Genomic DNA, 21,650 nt, shown 5'->3' on the forward strand with positions numbered 1-21,650 from the left:
TTACCGGATGAACCCGACGCGGTTGTGCGGCCACGCCGGCCAGAACACGAACACCGCCTTCCCCAGCATCAGCCGCTCCGGCACCACGCCCCACGACCGGCTGTCCGAGCTGTGGGCGCTGTTGTCCCCCAAACACAGGTAGTGACCCGGCTGCACGTAGTACAGGTCCGCCCCGCTGGCGTGGCCGCCGAACCGCGTGTAGTAAATGTCGCGCATCAGTTTCAGCCCGCGCACCGTCACCCCGCCCTTCGCGCCGACGCTCGCCGGGGCCGCCACGTCGTTCTCCTCCGTCCAGCCCTCCTTGTCCTCCTGCCCGGCCGCCACCGTGCTCGCCGGCGGGTAGTCGGCGTCGGTGCCGAAGTCGATCCGCTTGCCGTCCACCCACACCCACAGCCGGGCGTCCACGTTGGCGAACCGGAGCTTGTACTTTCCCGCCGTGATCTTCGTCGGCCGCTTGCCGAACGACTTGCCCGCCGGCCCGGTCGAGACGAGTTCCACCTCGCCGCCGGCGAACCGGGCCTGGAACCGCGTCTGCCCGCGGCTCACCTCCAGCACCACCTCGGCGCCGGCCTGCACGTCGGCCTCGCACTCCAGGATCAGGTCGCCGACCCACGTCGTGTCCTGCGCCGACCGGTTGCCGCGCCGCTCGTGCGGCAGGGTCGTGGTCGGGTCGACGTCCAGGCCGTCGTTGTACCCCAGGAAGTTGTCCACCGGCCCGGCGGTCAGCGTCTCGAACGGGTCGGTCTGGTTCGGCCGCCAGTCGCCCCACGTCCAGTACTCGCCGGTCCGCTGCCAGTCGCCGACCTCCTTGCCGGCGTCGTCCTTCTTCTTCTCGCGCTTCCACACGAGGTGCTGGTAGCGGATGAAGTCGAGGCTGTCGGCGGTGTGGCCGAACGCCTTCGGCTGGCTCGGGTTGTCGCCGTTCCACTTGCCGGTCGCCTCGGGGCGCGAGAACCAGCGCGGCGGCGTCTTCCCGGCGAGGTCCGGCGGCTGGTGGTCGTTGTCCCACACGACGCGGGCGCGGGCCAGCACTTGCTCCTCGGTCGGCCGCAGGATCTCGAACCCGCCGTTGCCGGGGGCGAACCCGGTCTGCCGGCTCTTCTCGAAGAAGTCCACGGCCTGGTCGTTGTTCGGGTAGCGGAAGTCGGTGGTCTGCGTGGACTCGCCGCCGCGCCACAGGTCGTTGGGGTCGTCCGGCCGCGGGTACAGGGGGTTGCCGCTGGCGTCCTTCGCGTCCGGCGGGTAGGTGAGGGTGGTGGTGGCGTACAGGTCGCCGCGGTGGATGCCCACGGTCTCGCCGCCGAAGGCCATACACCGCTTGATGTAGTTGGCCGCCTCCCACTTCTCCTGCGGGGCGCGCGGGAACTTGAACACGACCACGTCGCCGCGGGTCGGGCGGCCGGTGCCGTTGAAGTGGTAGATGGGCTTGAGCACCAGCACCCGGTCGCCGGTGCGCGGCTCGGGGACCGGCTTCAGGTCGGCGACGCGGCCGTGGTACCGGCAGTTCGGGCAGCAGTACCCGGCGGCGACGAGCTTGCGGCCGCTCCCCTGCTGGCCCTGCACCTCGTCGTGGGCGTTCATCGGGAACTCGTGCCCGCACTTCCCGCAGGTGATGATCTTCTGGATGCCGTACAGCGTCTCGGCCATCGACCCGGTGGGGATGACGAACGCCTCGGTGACGAACAGCTTGAGCAGCAGCACCAGCACGACGACGAAGACGATGGTCTCGACCGCCTCGCGGGTGTGGTCGCGCGGCGGGGCGGGGGGCTTCGTCTTGGGGTCGGCGGGGGCCATCACGGTCTCGCGGGGGACGGTCGGGGGACCGTGGGTATTCGCCGGCGGGGGCCACGGATTGGCCGCTTGCGGCTTGGCGGCGTAGACACCGCTGTGCCGCAAGCAGCCAAACAATTAGTGCAGCCACCTCAACCTGGCCCAGTCGAGCGTCTGGAACACCCGCTCCTGGCCGCCGGCGGTCACCCGGCCGGGCCGCAGCGGCTGGTGGACCAGAATCGGTTTACCGAGAAAGTCGCCCGCCGGCACGCCCGGGTGCGGCCACTCCCGGCTGTCCTGCGAGTTGCCGCTGTTGTCGCCGAGCACGAAGAACTCGTCGGCCCCCAGCCGGGCCGGGACGCGGGTGCCGTGCCGGCCGGCGTTCGTGTAGTGGATGTCGCGGAACAGCTGCACCCGCGTCACCACCAGCTTGCACCCGCGCGCCCCGAGCTGGAACGGCCGCCGCACCTCGCCGCGCTTCGCCTCCGCCGGCAGGTCCGCGGGCGGCAGCACGACCCGCCGGTCCACGGCGAGCGTGGCGCGGCGGTCGACGAAGGCGAACTCCACGGTGTAGCTCTTGCCCGGCTCCAGCCCCACCCCGCGCGACGCCGACAGGCCGCCGAGCTTGTCGTGGCTCAGCGCCGCCTTCCCCTCCGCCCGCGGGCCGACCGACACTTCCGCCGCCACCGCGTCCGTGCCGTCGAACAGCCGCAGGGCCAGCGTCGCGCCGGGCTGCGCCTCCTGGACCACGATGTCGCAGCGGGCGGAAAAATCGTGCGCGGCGTAGACGTTGCTGCGCGAGCGGGTGCCGCCGTCGTAGCCGTTGTCGGACGTGACCACGTCGCCGTTCGGGTCCGGGTTGTCGAGGTTGACGTGCCGGTATTCGAGCCGCACCTCGGCCTGCGGGGAGGCGGCCGCGTCGAGAATCAGTTGGCCGTTGTTCAGCACGCCGGCGTCGGCGGGGGCGGCGGGCGGGCCGTTCGGCGGGAGCCGGCCGTCGCGGTCGGGCGGGTAGACGTACCAGCGCGGCCCCCACCCGCCGGGCGGCGCGAACGCCAGGTCGAACACCCGCAGTTGCGTCTCGCGCACCTCGGCGAGCGCCTTCCGCAGCAGACCGCCGTCGGCGTACACCTCGCCGTCCTGAATCGTGATCTCCTCGCCGGGCAGGCCGAGGACGCGCTTCACGTACGCCTTGTACTGGTCGGCGGCACAGCGGAACACGGCCACCTCCCAGCGGCGCGGCCGGCGGTGCGTGTACACGAGCTTGTCCACGAGGACGCGGTCGCCGTTGACCGCGGGGGCGTCGGCGAGGTTCTGCTTCTTGCCGCAGTTGGGGCAGGGAATGTCGGCGTTGTGGCCGGCGCGCTCGCCGTTGGTGGGGAGGCCGACGCGGACGGGCGCGCCGCAGCGGGGGCAGTCGGCCTGGCGGTGGTTCCCCATGAGGGTGGGGGCCATGCTGCCGGTGGGGACGCCGAACGGCTCGGCGACGACAACGCGGAACAGGACGAACCCGCACAGCACGAGCGCGGCGAGGTTGGCGAGCCCGCGCAGGTGCGACGGGCGCGGCGGTGGGCGGGAAGTCGGCGGCTCGTCGGGGGGTAGTTCGAGGGGGGCGTCGCTCATCGTGATCCCACGCCCCGGAACAGAAGCAGAAGCAAAATCCGGATTAACCACAGAGTCACAGAGAGCACAGAGGGAAGACCAAAGCCGAGGAAGAACGAAAACTGTGATTTCAAACCATGGGTTGTCTCGGTTTTCTGTTTTCCTCTGTGCTCTCTGTGACTCTGTGGTTAATCCCGGTTTCCTGCTTCCCCCGCTACTCGTCCTGCTCCAGCACCGCCAGGAACGCCTCCTGCGGCACCTCCACCTGGCCGATCTGCTTCATCCGCTTCTTCCCCTCGGCCTGCTTCGACCACAGCTTCCGCTTGCGGGTGATGTCGCCGCCGTAGCACTTCGCGGTCACGTTCTTCCGCATCGCCGCGATGTTCTCGCGGGCTACCACCCGCGCCCCGATCGCCGCCTGCAAGGCCACCTCGAACAGGTGCCGGTCGATCTCCTCGCGCAGCTTCTTCAGGATCAGCCGGCCGCGCCGCTCGGCGCTCGACCGGTGGACCACCACCGAGAGCGCGTCCACCTTCTGGCCGTGCACGAGGATGTCCATCTTCACCAGGTCCGCGGCGCGGAAGCCGAGCACCTCGTAGTCCATCGTGCCGTAGCCGTGCGTGACGCTCTTGAGCTTGTCGTACAGGTCATAGATCACCTCCCCGAGCGGCATCTCGTACACGAGGATGACGCGCTGCTTGCTCAGGTACTCGGTGCGGACGAACGTGCCGCGGCGGTCGGTACACATCCCCATCAGGGCGCCGATGTTCTCGGCCGGGATCAGGAAGCTGATCTTCACGATCGGCTCGCGGAACTCCTCGATCAGCCCCGCGTCCGGCACGTCCTGCGGGCCGTGGACGGTGACGACGGTGCCGTCCCGCTTCAGCACCTCGAACGTCACGTTCGGCGCGGTTTGAACCAGGTTCAGCTCGCTGTCGCGCTCGAGCCGCTGCTGGATGATCTCGCGGTGCAGCATCCCCAGGAAGCCGCAGCGGAAGCCGAACCCGAGGCCGTCCGACACTTCGGGCGTGAACGTGAACGACGAGTCGTTCAGCTTCAACTTGCCGAGCGCCTCGCGGAGGTCTTCGAACTCGTTGTTGTTGACCGGGAACAGGCCGGAGTACACCATCGGCTTCGGCTCCTTGTACCCGGCCAGCGGTTCGGCCGTGGGGTGGAGCGCGTCGGTCACCGTGTCGCCGATGTTGACGTTGTCGATGTTCTTGATGTTGGCGGTGAAGTAGCCGACCATGCCGGCGCCGATCTCGTCGATCTTCGTCATCTCGGGGCGGAACTGCCCCATGTCGGTGACGACGTACTCGCGGCCGGTCCGCATGAGCTTGATGCGCTGGCCGATCTTCAGGTTGCCGTCCATCATGCGGACGTAGACGACGACGCCCTTGTAGGTGTCGAAGTGGCTGTTGTAGATGAGCGCCTTGAGCGGCGCCGCCGGGTCGCCGGCCGGCGGCGGCACGCGGTCGATGATGGCGGTGAGCAACTCGTCCACGCCGACGCCGGTCTTGCCGCTGACGCGGAGCACGTCGTCGGGGTCGATCATCAGCGCCTGTTCCATCTCGCCGATGACGAAGTCGGGCCGGGCGTGCGGCAGGTCGATCTTGTTGAGGATCGGGATAATCTTCAGCTGAGCGTCCATCGCCAGGAAGCCGTTGGCGACGGTCTGGGCCTGCACCCCCTGGAAGGCGTCGGCCAGGAGGATGGCCCCCTCACAGGCGGCGAGGCTGCGCGACACCTCGTAGTTGAAGTCCACGTGGCCGGGGGTGTCGATCAGGTTCAGTTCGTACTTCTGACCCTGGTGTTCGTGATAAATGGTGACCGGGTGCATGCGGATGGTGATGCCGCGCTCGCGCTCCAGGTCCATGCTGTCGAGCGTCTGGGCCTTGATGTCGCGTTCCGAGACGGCCCCGGTTTTGAGGAGGAACTGGTCGGCCAGGGTCGATTTCCCGTGGTCGATGTGGGCGATGATGCAGAAGTTGCGGATGAGCGCGGTCGGGGTCGGCATGATGGGGGTATCGTAGCAGCGTTCGGAGAGCAGGGGTAGGGCGCGGGAGCGTCCGGAGGAGCCGGCGGCCGTAAGGCCGCGGGCGCGGAGGGGTTCGGGTTCACGTTCGGGGCGGGGTTCGCGGGGACGAACTTTTTTATGAGTCGGTGACATGTTTCCGCGCATCGACCCCCCTCGGCCGGAAACAATGATTCCGGCGAGAGCGTGGGTTGGGGTTGACTCCGCGGCGCGGGCCGGTATTGGGGCGGCACTATGAAAACCACACTCGGCCTAGCCGCCGCCGCGGCCGTGCTCGCGGCGGTCGGGGCGGCGTACACGCAACCCGCCCCCGACCGGCCGGCGCTGCCGCCGGTCGTGCTCGACCCCGGCATCCGACTGCCGGCCCCGGCCCCGGCCGACATGGTGCCGCCGCCGGCGCTTCCGGCCGTGCCGCCGCCGCCGAAGGTGGAGTTGCCGCCGCTGCCGGTGGTGACCCCGGCGCCGCTGCCGGTGCCGATGCCCATCGTGCCCGCGGCGAAGGCCGAGCCGACGAAGCTGCCCGCGGTGCCGCCGCCGCCGGTGATTCCCCTTCCCGCCGTGCCGGCGCCGGTCGCCCAGCCCGCGCCGCTTCCGCCGCCGGCCGCGCTGCCGAAGGTACCGCCGCCGGTCGCGCAGCCGCTGCCGCTTCCGCCGCCGGCCGCGCTGCCGAAGGTGCCGCCGCCGGTCGCGCAGCCTCTGCCGCCGCCGCTGGCCGTCACGCCCACGACGCCGCCGACGAACGGGGGCGTGGTCGTGCTGCAGGACGGCAAGGTCGTGGAGGGCCACGTCAGCCGGGCGGAGGGGAAGGTGATCGTGCGGCGGGCGTCGGTCGACCAGAAGTTCCCGACGGAGCAGGTGAAGTACGTGGCGGGGAGCAAGGACGAGGCGTACCGCCTGACGCTGAAGGACACCAAGGCCGACGACGCGGCCGCCCGGCTGCGGCTGGCCCGGTGGTGCATGTACAACGGGATGCGCGAGAACGCCCTGACCGAGGCGAAGGAGGTCGTGCGACTCGAGCCCGCGAACCGCACCGCGGCGACGCTGGTGCGGACGCTTGAGGAGTCGCTGAAGCTGTACCCCGGCGACGGCACCACCCGCGTGTCGGCGCCCGCGCCGACGCCGGCGCTGCCCGCGGTTCCGCCGCCGCCGGTGACGACGGTGCCCGAGCCGGACGTGGCCCCGGAGGCAGCGGTGGCGTTCGGCCCGCGCGTGCAGCCGGTGCTGATGAACCAGTGCGCCACCTGCCACGCCAGTTCCACGCACACGAGCGCGTTCAAGCTGACGGCGGTGCCGTCGAACGAGGTGAACGCCGCGGCGACGCGGGCGAACCTGCGGGCGGCCGCGGCCCAGGTGAAGAAGACGGAGCCGGCCGCGAGCCCACTGCTGCTGAAGGCGGTGACGGCGCACGGCGGCCAGGTGACGCCGGCGTTCGTGGACCGCGAGGCGGCCGCGTTCCGGATGTTGCAGGCGTGGGCGTTCCTGTCGGTGGGCGAGTTGGCCCCGCCGGTCGCCGCCGCGCCGCCGGTGGCGGCCCCGGTGCTGCCGCCGGCGCCGGTGTCGGACGTGCGGCCGACGCTGCCGCCGCCGCCGCCGCCCGTGCCCGCCCCGGCGCCGACGGTTCCGGCCCCGCCCGCAATCCCGCCGGCCGAGGGGAGCATCCCCCCGATCCCGCCGGCGAGCGACAACCCCGGCTTCGGCCGGACCGCCCCGCCGCCGATCCCGGTGGTGCCGGCGAAGGACGAGTTCGACCCGGACAACTTCAACCGCCCCGGGCCAGGCCGCTGAGTCGAGTTGCCGCTTGCGGCTTCGCGTCGCCCGACACGAAGCCGCGAGCGGTGGTCAGTCTGTCACGTCGAACACCACCAGACTCCCCGCCAGGATCGCGACCGGCTTTTGCTCCCGCAGCGCGGCATACGTGTCGGGGTCGGGCAGGTACAGCCCGCGCAGGTGGTTCACGCTCACGACCACGAACCGCCGCCCCGGCGGCAGCACGACATCGCTCGGCGGCCCGACGCGGCCGTACCCCGGCAGCGCCTCGTAGCGGATGCCATAGGCTTCGGGCCGGTCGGTGCCGAAGTAGCCGAGTTGCACCGCGGCCACGCCGTTCGCCGCCATCCAGTCGCGCAGAGCGGGCAGCCCCTGCCCCCAGTCGGCGTTCGAGTCCGCAAGGTAGCGCGTGCCATTGCCGCCGGCCAGCTCGTTGAAGTACGCCAGCGGGTACGGCTCCGCCTGCCGCGCCGCCACCGCTGCCCACACCAGGGCCGCGACCGCGACACAATTCCCGCGCCCCGCCACGAGCCGGCCGGCGATCACGTACAGGAACGGGATCGCCGGCAGGACCACCCGCACGCCCAGATCGACCCGCGACCACGACGCGACCGCGACGAACGCCAGCGGCGGTACCACGAGCCACGTCACCCGCCACGCCCCGGACGCGAGTCCGCCGGCGCTGCCGAGCAGCAGCCCGAGCGGCAGCTTCAGCGCGACCGCCACGAGGAAGTAGTGCAGCCACCCGGTGCGCGACAGCTCACCGCACAGGTACATGACGCCGTCGCCGTGCTGCGCCCGCGTGAGCTGGAACTTCAGCCCGCGGCCCCACTCGCCGAAGTGGACGAAGCCGTAGGTCGCGGCCAGCGTCACGAACGCGATCAGGCCCAGCCGGAACGCCAGGTCGAGCGCCGGCCCGAGGCGCTTCCCCGTGTCCGGCGCTCCTGTCAGCGCCAGCCGACCGCCGCGCAGCAGCACGACCACCCCCGCGAGCCCGAGCGCCCCCACCATCCCCAGCGCCGACAGCTTCGACCCCAGCATCAGCCCCAGGCTCATCCCCGCGCCGACCAGCAAGCCACGCGACGGCTTCGTGGCGTACTCCCACAGCAGGTACGCCGACAGCAGCGCGAAGAACGTCAGCCCCACGTCGGTGCTCAGGACGCACGCCAGCGACACGAGCGTCGGGTCGGTGGCGGCGAAAGCCACGGCCGCGACGCCGGCCAGCCGCGAATCCCACAGTCGGTACGCCCACCACCCGGCGAGGAGCGCCACGCCGGCGCCGAGGGCCAAGTTCATCCGCCGCGGCGCGGCCAGGAAGTCGGGGTACGTCACGCCCGGGGCGTAGCCCCACGCCAGCGCCACCTGCCAGTGGTCGTTCGTGTCGCGGGCCAACTGCCGCGGGAACTCGGGCGCGTCGCCCACGAGCAGCGGGAGCGCCCACCACAGCTTCAGCAGCGGCGGGTGTTCGGGGTTCAGCGCGAAGTCGCCGGCCACCCAGTAGCCGAAGCCGGCGGCGAGGTGCGCGACCTCGTCGAAGGTGGGGCCGTTGGCGGCGATGGCGCGCTCGCCCTGCCGCCAGAACCCGGCGACGAGCCCGGCCGCGGCGAGGAGGGCGAGTGCGTTACGGGTCACGGCGGCTCCGGGGTGCGTACCCGCAGTGTAGAACAGGTCCGCCGCCGGTTCGGCGCTTGCTCCGGCTCTCGGGTCGTGGTACAAGCGTAGATAACCCGCCTGAATCCGGGGGCTGACGCCCCCGGCTCGCCAGAGATTCCCGCCCGTGACCGCCCGGCTCGCTGCCATTCTCGCGCTGATCGCGCTGCCGTCCGCGGCCCGGCCCGCCGACGCGCCCGCGTTCCACTTCGAGAACGACATCCTCCCCGTCCTCGGCCGCTACGGGTGCAGCTCGTCCGGCTGCCACGGCAAGTCCGACGGTCAGGGCGGCTTCAAGTTGTCCGTCCTCGGCTCCGACCCGGACGCCGACTTCGCCGCGCTCACGAAGGAGGCCCGCGGCCGCCGGCTCATGCCGACCAGCCCCGACGAGAGCCTGCTGCTCCGCAAGGGCTCCGGCCGCACGGCGCACGGCGGCGGCACCAAACTCCCCTTCGGCTCCGACGACTACCAAACCCTGCGCCGCTGGGTCGCCGCCGGGATGCCGTTCGGCGCGGCCGACGCCCCACGCGTGGTCGGGCTGCGCGTCGAACCGGCCGAGCGCGTCATGGGGGCGAAGGCCGAGCAGCAGTTGAAGGTGATCGCCCGCTACTCCGACGGCGGCGAGAAGGACGTGACCCGCCACGCCCGCTACCAGTCGAACCGCGAGGCGGTCGCGGCCGTGTCGGCCGACGGCCGCGTCAGCACGCTGGACGTGCCCGGCGAGGCTGCGGTGATGGCCGGCTACCTCGGCGAGGTCGGCGTGTTCCGCGCCGTCGTGCCGCGGCCGGGGCCGCCGGTCGCGACTGATTTTCCGCGCTTCAACGCCATCGACGAACTCGTGGACCGCCGGCTCGCCAAGCTGAACGTCACCGCCTCGCCCGTGTGCGACGACGCCGAGTACCTCCGCCGCGTGTACCTCGATCTGACCGGTACGCTCCCCACGCCCGCCGCCGCCCGCCGCTTCCTGGCCGACACCGCCGCCGACAAGCGCGCCAGGCTCGTCGAACAACTGCTGACGACGCCCGAGTTCGCCGACCTGTGGGCGATGCGCTGGGCCGACCTGCTCCGCGTGGACCGCCAGGCGCTCGGCCCCGAGCGCGCCCGCAGCTACTACGGCTGGGTGCGCCGCAGCGTGGCCGAGAACGTGCCGTTCGACCGCTTCGCCCGTGAGCTTCTGACCGCGGAGGGGCCGCTGGCCGAGGTCGGGCCGGCGAACTTCTACCAGGTGGTGACCAAGCCCGGCGAGATGGCGTCGAACCTGGCCCAGGTGCTGCTGGGCGTGCGGATCGGCTGCGCCGAGTGCCACCACCATCCGTTCGACCGCTGGACACAGGCCGACTACGCCGGCATGGTCGGCTTCTTCACCCCGGTGAGCGCCCGCGGCGGCGCCGTCGCCGCCGGCCCCGCCGCGACGCTGAAGCACCCGCGCACCGGCCAGCCGGTGTTCGCTCACGCCCTCGGTTCGACCCCGCCCGCGAGCGAACTCGCGGGTGATCGCCGCGAGGCGCTGGCCGACTGGATGACGCGGCCGGACAACCCGTACTTCGCCCGCAACCTGTCGAACCGCGTCTGGGCCTGGCTGCTGGGCGTGGGCATCGTCGAACCCGTGGACGACGTGCGCGCCACAAACCCGCCGTCGAACCCCGAACTGCTCGACGCGCTTGCCCGCTTCACCGTCGAGAACAGGTACGACGTGCGGAAGCTGATCGCCTTCATCGCCGCGTCGCGGACCTACCAGGCGAGCAGCCGCCCGAACGCGACCAACGAGCGCGACGAGCGGAACTTTTCGCGGGCGCTGCTGAAGCGGCCCGAGGCCGAGGTGCTGCTGGACATGGTGAGCCAGGCGACCGGCGTCGGCGAGAAGTTCCAGGGTTCGCCGGGCGTGACCCGCGCCGTGCAACTGTGGGACAGCAAGGCCCGGCACGACTTCCTGAAGCGCTTCGGCCGCCCGAGCCGGGTGACGGCGTGCGAGTGCGAGCGCACCCGCGAGCCGAGCGTCGCCCAGGTGTTGACGCTGTTGAACTCGCCCGACATCCAGGCGAAGCTGAACCACGAGGCCGGCACCGTGGCGACGCTGGTTCGCTCACAGCCCGACGACGCGAAACTGACCGAGGAGCTGTACCTGACGTTCTTCTCGCGCCGGCCGACGACCGACGAGACGGCCGTGGCGGTGGCCCACCTGCGCAAGCACGCCGCGGACCGCCGCCGCGGCGCGGAAGACCTGGCGTGGGCGCTGCTGAACAGCACGGAGTTCCTGTTCAACCACTAGGTGAGCGGCCGAAGAAGATGGCCACAAAAAGACACGAAAAGACACAAAAATGAAGAACAGACGTAGAGTTCGAATTTGGTTTCCTGCCTAACTTTTTGTGTCTTTTCGTGCCTTTTTGTGGCCAACTGTCTTTCCGCCGGGAGCCCTTCGCATGCTCCACCGCCGCGACGCGATGCTCCGCCTCGGGCAGCTCGGTGGCGCCTGCGCGCTTCCGGGTCTTCTCCAGGCCCGTGCCGCCGCCCCGCGCGCCGGCAGCGCCGACTCGTGCATCTACCTCTTCCTCTGGGGCGGCCCCCCGCAGCACGACACGTTCGACCTGAAGCCCGACGCCCCCGCCGAGATCCGCGGCGAGTTCCGCCCCGTCCGCACCAACGTGCCCGGCATCGACGTCTGCGAGCAGCTGCCGCGGCTGGCCCGCCTCGCCGACAAGTACGCGCTCGTGCGGTCGCTGACGCACCGCAGCGACAACCACGAGCCGAGCGTCTACCACATGATGACCGGCCGCGTGCCACCGCGGCAGTTCAGCGTGCCGAACAACAACCGCACCCGGGCCGACTTCCCGAACGTCGCCGGGGTGGTGTCGCACTTCACCCCGCCGACCGGGGTGCCCGCGGCGGTGACGGTGCCGCGGCCGATCGGGCACGACGGCTCGACCTACGCCGGCACCCACGCCGGCTGGCTCGGCCCGCGCCACGACCCGTTCGAGCGCGCCCCCGCGAAGGAAACCCGCGAGGTGGCGACGCACGCGCTCGACCCGCAACCCGAGTTGCCCGACACCCGCATCGCCGGCCGCTCCGCCCTGCTGACGCGCCTGCAGCACCAGGACGCCGCGCTGCAGCGCGGCCGCACGGCCATCGACGAGAACCACGACCGCGCCCTGCGGATGCTGGCGACGCCGGCGGTGCGGCAGGCGTTCGAGCTCGGCCGCGAGCCGAGCCGCGTCCGCGACCGCTACGGCCGCAACGAGTACGGCGAGAGCCTGCTCCTGTCGCGCCGCCTCGTCGAGGCCGGCGTCGGGCTGGTAACGATCAGCTGGATGTACATCTTCCCCGACGGCAACGTGGCGAACGTGTGGGACAACCACAGCGGCCTGAACATCCACGGCGCCAAGACCGGCTACGACCTGCTCCGCGGCCCGACGTGCCTGCCGGCGCTCGACCGCGGGCTGAGTGCCCTCATCGAAGACCTGGCCGAGCGCGGCCTGCTGGAGCGCACGCTGATCGCCGCGGCGGGCGAGTTCGGGCGGACGCCGAAGGTGAACAAGGACGGCGGCCGCGACCACTGGGGCGCCTGCCAGAGCGCCCTGTTCGCCGGCGGCGGCGTCCGCGGCGGGCAGGTGATCGGCCGCAGCGACCGCAACGCCGCGTACGTGGCCGACCGCCCGGTGAGCCCGGCCGACTTCCTGGCGACGCTGTACTCGGTGCTCGGGATCGACCCGCACGCCGAGCTCCGCGACCGCGAGAACCGCCCGTACACGCTCGTGGACGGCGACCCGATCGCGGGGTTGATGACTTAAGAGGGAATGGCCGCAAAAAGGCACAAAAGACACAAAATGAAGAGAAAACGAAGACCGAGTTTGATCTGATTTTTCGGTCGTTCTTATTTTTGTGTCTTTTGTGCCTTTTTGCGGCCAACCTGCATTGGAGCCCGACCCATGTTCTGCGACGGCCTCTCCCGCCGGGACGCGCTCCGCGTCGGCTCCGCGGCGCTGTTCGGCTCGGCCGTCGGCCTGCCGCAGCTACTCCGCGCCGCCGACGGCGGCAGCCGCGACACGTCGCTCATCTTCGTGTTCCTCCACGGCGGCCTGTCCACCATCGACACCCTCGACATGAAGCCGGACGCGCCCGCCGAGTTCCGCGGCGAGTTCAACCCGACGCGGTCGAAGGTGCCCGGGATGGACCTGTGCGACCTGCTCCCGAAGTTGGGCCAGCAGGCCGACCGGTTCTCGCTGGTGCGCTCGTTCCGCCACCACAACTCGGACCACGGCCCGGCCGACCACTACATCCTCACCGGCTACTTCCCGCAGGCCGGGTTCAACCCGAACCTGTCGCCGAACAACCAGCGCCCGAGCATCGGCTCGATGGTGTCGCGGACGCTCGGCCCGCGCGGGTCGGTGCCGGCCTACGTGGCGCTACCGAAGTTCCACCCCAGCGGCGGCCCCGCGTACCTCGGCGCCAACCACGCCCCGTTCACCATCGACGCCGACCCGAACGCGCCGAACTTCAGCGTGCCCGACCTGATGCCGCCGGCCGTGGTCGCCGCCGACCGGCTGACCGACCGCCGCGCCCTCCTCGACACCGTGGACCGCTTCCACCGCGGCGCCGAGGCGCGGGCGAACCAGCACGCCGGCGCCGTGGCGACGTTCCGCGACCGCGCCTTCGACCTGATGACCTCCCCTGCCGCGAAGCGCGCCTTCGACATCCACGCCGAGCCCGACCGCCTCCGCGACGAGTACGGCCGCAGCAGCCTCGGCCAGAGCTGCCTCATGGCCCGGCGGCTGGTGGAAGCCGGCGTGCGCTGCGTGACGATCGACCACAGCAACTGGGACACGCACGACGGCAACTTCGCCACCCTCCGCGGGTCGCTGCTGCCGGGGTTCGACGCCGCGATCAGCACGCTGTTCCGCGACCTGGCCGACCGCGGCCGGCTCGACAGCACGCTGGTGGTGGTGACGGGCGAGTTCGGCCGTACGCCGCGAATCAACAAGAACGCCGGGCGCGACCACTGGGGGCCGGCGTTCACCGTGCTGCTCGGCGGCGGCGGGTTGAAGGGCGGCGTGGTGGTCGGCCGCTCGGACGCGCGTGCCGAGCGCCCCGCGTCGGACCCGTTCGGCCCGGAGGACCTGTTCGCCACCGTGTTCCACCAACTCGGCATCGACCCGAAGGCCGAGTTCCACACCCCCGACGGCCGCCCCGTCGCCGCGGTCAACAACGGCCGGCTGATCCCGGGGCTGACATGAAGACGGAGGATTCACCACAGAGTCACAGAGAGCACCGAGAGAAGCCGAAGACTGAGGGGAATCATGAACAGCGATTGGCGGCCGAATTCAAAGTGTCTTCCCCTCTGTCTACTGGCTTCTCTCGGTGCTCTCTGTGACTCTGTGGTGAATCCCGCTTTTCTCCGCGCATCCCCACCCGTCGCCAGCTACGTGTTCCCGGCCGGCGGGCAGCGCGGCACCACCGTGGCGGTACGCGTCGGCGGGCTGTTCCTGCACGACAGGTGCGGCTTCGCCCTCAGCGGCCCCGGCGTCACCGCGCCGCCGACACTCACCCGCACGCCGCGAATCTGGTTCGAAGGGCCGGTCATACCGCTCCCCGATTCGCAACAGGCCGAGGACTACCCCGCCGACGTGGCGGGCCGCATCAAGCTCGCGCCGGACGCCGCCGTCGGCCCGCGCAAGGGTTACCTGTTCACGTCGCAGGGGGCCGCCGGCGGGCTCGTGTTCGTCGTCGGCGAGTTGCCCGAGGTCGTGGAGAAGGAGGCCGACGGCGAGCCGATCCCGGAGCGCGTCACGCTGCCGGTGACGGCCAACGGCCGCGTCTTCCCGCGCGACGACCTCGACCTGTGGGAGTTCCCCTTGCCCGCCGGCCAGACCGTTACCGCGACCGCCGTCGGGAAGGCGATCAACTCGCCCGCGGCGCTGCGGCTCGACATCCTGGACGCCGCCGGACGTGTCGTCGCGGAGCAACTCGACGTGGCGCCGCCGGGCGCCGACGCGGCCGCGCGCTTCACCGCGCCAGCAGCCGGCGTCTACCGCGTCCGCGTCGCCGACGCCCGCGGTCAGGGCGGACCGGCGCACGTCTACCGGCTCACGATCACGACCGGGTTGAGCGCGGAACCGCGCCCGGCCGACGGGTTGAAGGAGAGCGCTGACGCGGCCGCCACGCACGCCGCGCCGGTCGCACTCACGGGCCGCATCGGTTCGCCCGGCGCCGCGGCCGCGTGGAAGCTGACGCTGACGAAGGGGAAGCGCACCACGTTCGACCTCGTGGCCCGGCGGGCCGGCTCGCCGTTGTGCGGCGTGCTGACCGTCACCGACGCCGCCGGCAAGGAGCTGGCGAAGGCCGAGCCCGCCGACGCCACCGCCGACCCGACGCTGACGTTCACTGCGCCGGCCGACGGGACGTACACCGTGCGCGTCGCCGAGCGCTTCCGCAGCCGCGGCGGGCCGGCGTTCACCTACCGCCTGAAGGTGACGCCGGACGCGGCCCCCGGCGTGACGCTCAAGCTGCCGGTTGACGGCAACTCGAAGCTGCCGGCCGACGCGCTCAGCGTCCCCCGCGGCGGCGCGGTCAAGCTGAAGGTGTCCGTCGGGCGCACGGGCGGGTTCACGGGGCCGGTCGAACTGACCGCCGAAGGGTTGCCGCCGGGTTTGACCGCGAAGTCGGTTACGGTTCCGCCCAACCAGTCGGCCGGCGAGCTGACCATCCAGGCGGACGCGACCGCGGTCGTGCGGCCGGCCCGCGTTGCGATCAGCGCCAGGGCCGGCGACGTGAAGGTCGAGCCGCTGGAGGTGTACGCCACGGCCGCGGTGCCGACGCCGTTCAAGCTCGTGGACGAGTACGTGATGACCTCGGCGCCCCGCGGCGAAATCTACCGCCGCACCTACCGCGTGCAACGCGACGCCGGCTTCGCCGGCCCCGTCCGCGTGTCGCTGGCCGACCGCCAGGCGCGGCACCTGCAAGGCGTCACCGGGCCGACGGTGGAGGTGCCCGCCGGCCGCGACGTGTTCGACTACCCGGCCTACCTGCCGCCGTGGATGGAGCTCGGCCGCACGTGCCGCGTCTGCGTCCAGGCGACGGGCGTGGTGAAGGACGCGGACGGCACCGAGCACCCGGTGGTGTTCAGCTCGACGGGGCAAAACCAGCAGATGATCGTGGTCGTCGGCCCGGGCCGGCTCGGGTTGGAACTCGGCCGCGGCAGCGTCCGCGGCGGCGGCGAGGTGCGCCTGCCGGTCACCGTGACCCGGGGGCGCGACCTGACCGGGCCGGTGGTGGTGGAAGCGGTGGTGCCGCCGCACTGGTCGGGGGCGACGGCCGAGAAGCTGACGATCCCGGCGGGGTCGGGCGCGGGTGAGCTGGTACTGCGGTTCGCGCCGGGGGCGGGGCCGTTCAACCAGCCGCTGACGGTCCGCGCCACGCTCGCCGCGGGGCGGACGCCGGTGGTCGCGGAGGCGGCGCTGGACGTGGTGGCGCCGTGACCCGTACGCCGGCAGTCGTGCGTTGCTCCCCTTCGGACTCCGCCGCGGGTGGTAGCCCCCTCACCCCGCGTGCTTCGCCGCGACCCTCTCCCGCGAGGGGAGAGGGTGGGCGTGGTCCGCGCCACGCACAGGCGGGCATCGACCCGCGGACGCACGGGCGTGGTTGCCCGCCCACGACGGGGGCCGGGTGCCTCTCACCCTCTCCACTCGGGGGAGAGGGTCGCGGCGAAGCACGCGGGGTGAGGGGGCGAACCACCCACGACGAGAGCGAGCAGCCCCGCACGCCCGTGCCATAGCGATCGAGCCAACCGCCGGCTCACGCCGGCCGCTCGCCGGGGCGAGCGGTCAGCGCGCACGTGTACCGCCGGCGCGACGGCGTCAGGTTCCGCGCCAGCCGCTCGCAGCCGAAGCCCGCGGCCGCCGCCAGTTCCACCATTCGCCGTTCGTCGATCCGGTGCAGCACCACCCCGTCCGGGCTCCGCGCCGCCTTCCACAGGTGAACCAGCATCGCCGGCAGCACGCCGTTCCGCGTCGCCACCCACAGCGAGCGGCAGGCGTCCAGCGGCTTCGAGTAGCGCGTAGGGATCAGGTCGGCCAGCACCACCACGCCGCGGCCGTCGGGCTTCAGCAGCCGGCGGAACAGGGCCAGCGTCTCGGCCACGCCGGCGTCGCCGCCGAGGTACTGGACCACGCTGTTGGCGAAGATCAGGTCGTAGCTCGCCGCCGGCAGATGGGCCGCGCTGCCGTAGATGACCGAGGGCAATCCCGCGGCGCGCGTGCGGGCCACGGCCACGGCGTGCGGGTCGGTGTCCATGCCGTCCACGCGGCCGGCACGGTCGGCGAGGCGGGCGCCGGCGTCGAAGTAGCCGCAGCCGAAGTCGAGGACGGCGCTGTTAGGCCCGAGCCACGGCAGGCCGCGGAGGTGGGCGACGATGTCGCGCACCCAGAGTTCGGCCATCCGCTCGTCGCGGCGGTTCCACCGGTGGTAGCCGAGCCAGGCGGGAACGACGGCGGGCATGGATCGACACCGTGGGTTCCCGAACTGCTCGGCGTCAGGCCGCAAGCCGGGTGAGCGATTCTTGCCGGTCCACGGCTGCCGGTGCCGGCTTCCGCAACACCCGCGCCACGCCGGCCGCCGCCACCAGCGCCGCGGCAAGCGGCTGGATGCCGAGTCCGATCACCGGCCGGTGGACCGCGTACGGGAAGGCGAAGAGCACCACCGCCGCCAGGAACAACACCGCCCCTGCCACCGCCGACCGCCACGCCCAACGAGGCTGACCCGTGCGGTCGAGGAGTTCCCGCGCCAGCACCGGGGCGATGAGGATCAGCGTGCTCGACTCCACCGCGGGGCCGAACACCGTCATCCAGCACAGGCCCAGCGCCACGGCGTTCGTCGTGAGCGTCGGCCGGTCGGTGCCGCGCCAGCGCTGCCACGCCAGCACCACGGCGCACAGCGCGCCCGTGCCCGCCTGCACGAACAGGTACTGCGACCGCGGCACCGTCCAGCCCAGGTTCTTCAGCACGAGGTGGAAGTCCTGGTAGCCGCGCCAGTTCTCCCAGCCGGTGCGGTCGTCCCCCTTCATGTTCATCCACCACTCGGCGTACAGGCCGTTCACGTACTCCGGGCTCTGCAGCAGGTACGGCAGCGCCAGCCCGGCGGCGAGCGCGGCCACGAGCCCGACGCCGAACCGCACCGGCGCCGCGAACGCCAGCAGCATCCCGAGCGCCAGCGGGTAGCCCTTGAACAGCGCCGCCGCCGCGACGCACGCCCCCGCCACGGCCCACCGGTTCCCCAGCGCCAGCGCCCCCGCCGCGACCATCAGCCCCACCATGTGCGGGTTCGCCTGCCCGTTGCTGACGCTGCCGATCGCCAGCGGGAGCATCACGGCCAGCGCCGCCGCGACGGGTGCGTTCGGCCAGCTGCGGCGGAACCAGGCCGCGGCCCCGCCGAGGAACAGGGCGGCGCCGAGCAGGCGGAACAGCGCCCCGCCCGGCCCCCACGGCATCATCCCGAACGGCACGAACCCCGCGGCCACGGTCGGGCTGTAGCGGTAGTTGTCCACGTACGGCGCGAACACGCCGTAGAGCGGCTCCCCGGCCGCGAACCGCTCGCCGGCCCAGGCGTACGTCGGGTAGATGTTCGCCGACAGCGGCTTCAACACGGTGCGGACGCAGACGACGCCGAGGAGCACGACCCACAGCCCGACCGCAGTGCGAACGACGAGCTTCGAGCGGAGGCTGTCGGCGGGCACGGCACGGGTCCGGGGTTGGCGTCGCGGGACGGCCGATTCCGTACCACGCAGGGCGAGATCGCCGCAACACCAAGCCCGGCCGAGGGGAACGCCCCGGGCGACGCTCTAAAATTCTTTTGTGGCACCGACTCAATGCGTGCCGCGACCCCCAGGGGGGGAGCCGTGCACACAATGAATTCGGGCCGAGTGTTGAAGGTCGCCGCGTGGGGGTGCCTGTCCCGGCCGCCGGCCGTATCACACCCCCAACCGCCGCCGCCTCCCGGAACCTGCCCATGAGCATCCTCGTCGACAAGAACACGAAGGTCATTTGCCAGGGGATCACCGGCAAGGCCGGCAGCCTCCACACGGATCAATCGCTCCTCTACGGCTCCCAGTTCGTCGGCGGCGTGACCCCCGGCAAGGGCGGGCAGACGTGGACCGGCGATAAGTCGGGCAGGAAGCTGCCGGTCTTCAACACCGTGGCCGAGGCCGTGAAGGCCACCGGCGCCGACGCCAGCATGGTGTTCGTGCCGCCCAGCGGCTGCGCCGACTCCATCATGGAAGCGGCCGACGCCGGCATCCGCCTCATCGTGGCGATCACCGAGGGCGTGCCGGTCCTCGACATGGCGCGGGCGAAGCGCTACCTGAAGGCGAAGCCGAACGTGCGGCTGATCGGGCCGAACTGCCCCGGCATCATCACGCCGGGCCAGTGCAAGATCGGCATCATGCCGGGCTACATCCACAAGCCGTGCGCCCCGGGCGAGGCCGGCATCGGCGTCATCAGCCGCAGCGGCACACTGACGTACGAGGCGGTGTTCCAGCTCACGAACCTCGGCTACCCGCAGTCCACGTGCGTCGGCATCGGCGGCGACCCGGTGATCGGGACGACGCAGATCGACTTGCTGGAGCTGTTCGAGAAGGACCCGGGGACGCGGGCGATCCTGATGATCGGCGAGATCGGCGGGACGGCGGAGGAGGAAGCCGCGGCGTACATCAAGAAGCACGTGACGAAGCCGGTGGCGGCGTTCATCGCGGGCCAGACGGCGCCGCCGGGCCGGCGGATGGGCCACGCCGGGGCGATCATTAGCGGCGGCAGCGGCAGCGCGGCGGACAAGATTGCGGCGCTGAAGGCGGCCGGCCTGGCCGTGGCCGCGACGCCGGCCGACCTGGGCGCCGCGGTGGTGGAGGCGATGGGGAAGAAGAAGTAACGCGCTACGGCGCCGGCCCGTCGAGCCAGTCCGGCAGGCGGGCCAGCACGTGGTGCCACGTCGCCGGGGTGAACTCGTTCGAGTGGTACGGCACGTACACCCAGACGAACAGCGTGTCGCCGCCGCCCCGGTACGAGTACCCGGACCGCTCCGCCGCCTGCTGAATCGTCAGGTCCCACACCTCGGTCAGGTTCGACGTGAACACCCGCTTCGCGTCCGGCCGGCCGAGCGTCCCCTTGTAGAACTTCTCGTCGAACCGGGCGAACCGCACCATCGGCGGGAACGGGTGGTCCTTGTTCTTGACCCGCAGCTGAATCTCCTTCAACTCGTCGTCGAAGCCGTGGGCCGGCTTCTTCGGGTTCTCCGGGGCCACGCGGTCCTCGGGGCCGCCGCCGAGGAAGTCCTGGAGCGGCCGCGAGAAGTACCGCCCCGGCGGCTTCACCTTCCACAGCCACACGTGGTCGTGCGTGTCGGGGTGGTTCTCGACCAGGTACTCGTGGACCGCAGCGAACGCGTACGACGGCTGCCCCAGCGGCTTCGACAGGCCGGTGCCCAGGAAGTCCGGCTTGATGCCGAGCTTCCGGTCGAGCAGTTTCTGCACCGCTGGGTAGCTCATGTACACGTCGGCGACGGCCTGGTCGCGGCGGAGGGCGCCGCCCTCGGCGTCGGCGCCCTCGACGCCGGGCGGCCGCAACCGCAGCGCCCGCACGACCGTCTCGTCGGTCACCTCGCCGGCCGTCATGACGGAGTGGACCTGGTCGCGCCACGCCCGCCACTCGGCCGACTGCACGGTCTCGGTGCGCGGCGGGGCGTCGTGCCACCCGGGCGGCGCGGCGTGCGACAGCGCCTCGTACTGGTAGGCGAGGCTGGCCAGAAGCAGGCCGAGGAAGCCGCCGGCCGCGGCGGTGCCGAGCCACCGGCGGGCGTGGGCCACGGCACCGACCGGCGCGGCAGCGGCGGCGGCCCGCCGGGCGGCGCGGAGAGTGTACGCGGCCGCGACCGCCGCGCAGACCGCGGTGGTCGCAGCGGTGAGCACCATCCCGGCGTACGCGAGGCGGTCGTGACTCAATTCTTCCTCCGGCGGGTCGGGCGGCTACGGGAATGTTCTCGCCACCCGGAACCCGTAGTACAAGCCCTGCATCGTCGGCACGTCGTCGTGGCGGCGGGCGGCCCGCAGGCTGATGGCCATGAAGTAGAACGCCCCGCCGCGGAGGACTCGCTTGGCCGAGGGGTCCACGGCCGGCTCCGGCCCGTCGGCCCCGACCCGGTCCGTCCGCTCGTGGCACCACGTGAAGGCGTTCCCCTGCATGTCGAACAGGCCGAAGTCGTTCGGCTTGCGGGTGCCGACCGGGTGCGTCGCCTCGTCCGAGTTCCGCTGGTCGCCCGAGTTCTTCTCGTACCACGCGTACTCGCCGAGCAGCTCCTCCGTCTCGCCGTAGTACCGGCACGTCCGGGTGCCGGCCCGGTTGGCGTACTCCACTTCGGCGTCCGTCGGCAGCCGGTACCCGCTCAGCGAGGCACGAACGCCCCGTGAATCCTCCCCTCGACCGGAACGATCGTTGACACAATAGTCCGGGTACGGCCAACGCTCTACGGCCGGCACCTGCGACGGATCAGCCCGCGGGCGCCGGCGGCGTGATCGTGTACCCCAGGGCCAGCAGCGCGCGCAGCGCCCCGAGCGCCGTCTGCCGGTCGAACTCTTTCTCCGATTCGGACAACTCCGCGTACGGCACCAGACTCGGGTGCGTCTTCGCCACGTCGTCGCGGGCCGGGCCGTACCTCCACCCCTGGGCCAACCGGCCGAGGGCCCACACGTCGTGCGCGTGCGCGGCCAGACGCTCCGTGAGCGCCAGCACGTCCGGCGTCAGCGCCACCGCCGAGGTGTCGAGGGGGCGCGGGGTGTAGGTCATGAGTCGGC

The 21,650-nt window shown here is 71.9% G+C and carries 15 protein-coding genes; 6 read left to right on the forward strand and 9 right to left on the reverse strand.

All coding sequences use genetic code 11. The annotated features are described in order from the left end of the window. From ETAA1_RS24520 to lepA, 3 genes are all read right to left on the reverse strand, one after another. A complete protein-coding gene (locus ETAA1_RS24520; protein WP_145243122.1) occupies positions 1-1,794 on the reverse strand; it encodes a S26 family signal peptidase in 1,794 nt (597 codons plus the stop codon). 114 nt (positions 1,795-1,908) lie between these two features. Further along, positions 1,909-3,393: a signal peptidase I gene (lepB, locus tag ETAA1_RS24525; RefSeq protein ID WP_145243123.1), complete on the reverse strand. Its 1,485-nt coding sequence runs from the start codon at positions 3,391-3,393 to the stop codon at positions 1,909-1,911. A 193-nt stretch (positions 3,394-3,586) separates the two neighbouring features. Further along, the gene (gene lepA / locus ETAA1_RS24530; protein WP_145243124.1) at positions 3,587-5,389 is read right to left on the reverse strand and encodes a translation elongation factor 4; all 1,803 of its coding nucleotides are present in this window, start codon (positions 5,387-5,389) and stop codon (positions 3,587-3,589) included. A 252-nt stretch (positions 5,390-5,641) separates the two neighbouring features. Between lepA and ETAA1_RS24535 the strand changes: the two genes are divergently transcribed. Next, entirely contained in the window at positions 5,642-7,192 is a 1,551-nt protein-coding gene (locus ETAA1_RS24535; RefSeq protein WP_145243125.1) for a hypothetical protein, read from the forward strand. Between the two features lie 54 nt (positions 7,193-7,246). On the opposite strand, the gene ETAA1_RS24540 is transcribed toward ETAA1_RS24535, so the two are convergent. Then, the gene (locus tag ETAA1_RS24540; RefSeq protein ID WP_145243126.1) at positions 7,247-8,806 is read right to left on the reverse strand and encodes a phospholipid carrier-dependent glycosyltransferase; all 1,560 of its coding nucleotides are present in this window, start codon (positions 8,804-8,806) and stop codon (positions 7,247-7,249) included. Positions 8,807-8,951: 145 nt separating this feature from the next. Here ETAA1_RS24540 and ETAA1_RS24545 point away from each other — a divergent pair, with 145 nt between their 5' ends. The 4 genes from ETAA1_RS24545 to ETAA1_RS24560 all read left to right on the forward strand — a co-directional run bounded on the left by ETAA1_RS24545 (position 8,952) and on the right by ETAA1_RS24560 (position 16,293). Further along, complete coding sequence (locus ETAA1_RS24545) at positions 8,952-11,093, forward strand: DUF1549 and DUF1553 domain-containing protein (RefSeq protein ID WP_145243127.1); 2,142 nt, start codon at positions 8,952-8,954, stop codon at positions 11,091-11,093. Between the two features lie 151 nt (positions 11,094-11,244). Next, complete coding sequence (locus ETAA1_RS24550; protein ID WP_145243128.1) at positions 11,245-12,609, forward strand: DUF1501 domain-containing protein; 1,365 nt, start codon at positions 11,245-11,247, stop codon at positions 12,607-12,609. Between the two features lie 138 nt (positions 12,610-12,747). Continuing rightward, positions 12,748-14,052 carry a DUF1501 domain-containing protein gene (locus ETAA1_RS24555; RefSeq protein ID WP_145243129.1) on the forward strand — a complete coding sequence of 435 codons (1,305 nt, stop codon included), beginning with the start codon at positions 12,748-12,750 and terminating at the stop codon, positions 14,050-14,052. A gap of 144 nt (positions 14,053-14,196) precedes the next feature. Next, on the forward strand, positions 14,197-16,293 hold the full coding sequence (locus ETAA1_RS24560; RefSeq protein ID WP_202920383.1) for a PPC domain-containing protein: 2,097 nt from the start codon (positions 14,197-14,199) through the stop codon (positions 16,291-16,293). Positions 16,294-16,609: 316 nt separating this feature from the next. Here ETAA1_RS24560 and ETAA1_RS24565 read toward each other — a convergent pair whose 3' ends face one another. Together ETAA1_RS24565 and ETAA1_RS24570 are read right to left on the reverse strand one after the other, a co-directional pair. Next, positions 16,610-17,311, reverse strand: coding sequence for a class I SAM-dependent methyltransferase (locus ETAA1_RS24565; protein ID WP_145243131.1), 702 nt, complete (start codon positions 17,309-17,311; stop codon positions 16,610-16,612). 34 nt (positions 17,312-17,345) lie between these two features. Further along, positions 17,346-18,545: a glycosyltransferase 87 family protein gene (locus ETAA1_RS24570; protein WP_145243132.1), complete on the reverse strand. Its 1,200-nt coding sequence runs from the start codon at positions 18,543-18,545 to the stop codon at positions 17,346-17,348. A 272-nt stretch (positions 18,546-18,817) separates the two neighbouring features. On the opposite strand from ETAA1_RS24570, the gene sucD reads away from it, so the two are divergent. Beyond that, on the forward strand, positions 18,818-19,732 hold the full coding sequence (gene sucD / locus ETAA1_RS24575; RefSeq protein ID WP_145243133.1) for a succinate--CoA ligase subunit alpha: 915 nt from the start codon (positions 18,818-18,820) through the stop codon (positions 19,730-19,732). 4 nt (positions 19,733-19,736) lie between these two features. Here the strand turns inward: sucD and ETAA1_RS24580 are convergent, their stop codons facing one another. Genes ETAA1_RS24580 through ETAA1_RS24590 form a run of 3 tightly spaced genes read right to left on the reverse strand, consistent with a single transcriptional unit; the run spans position 19,737 to position 21,642 of the window. After that, positions 19,737-20,801, reverse strand: coding sequence for a hypothetical protein (locus tag ETAA1_RS24580; RefSeq protein ID WP_145243134.1), 1,065 nt, complete (start codon positions 20,799-20,801; stop codon positions 19,737-19,739). 24 nt (positions 20,802-20,825) lie between these two features. Continuing rightward, complete coding sequence (locus ETAA1_RS24585) at positions 20,826-21,335, reverse strand: formylglycine-generating enzyme family protein (RefSeq protein WP_145243135.1); 510 nt, start codon at positions 21,333-21,335, stop codon at positions 20,826-20,828. A gap of 10 nt (positions 21,336-21,345) precedes the next feature. Next, a complete protein-coding gene (locus ETAA1_RS24590) occupies positions 21,346-21,642 on the reverse strand; it encodes a RyR domain-containing protein (RefSeq protein WP_145243136.1) in 297 nt (98 codons plus the stop codon). Positions 21,643-21,650 lie beyond the last annotated feature (8 nt).

It is taken from the genome of Urbifossiella limnaea (genome assembly GCF_007747215.1).
Lineage (GTDB): Bacteria > Planctomycetota > Planctomycetia > Gemmatales > Gemmataceae > Urbifossiella > Urbifossiella limnaea.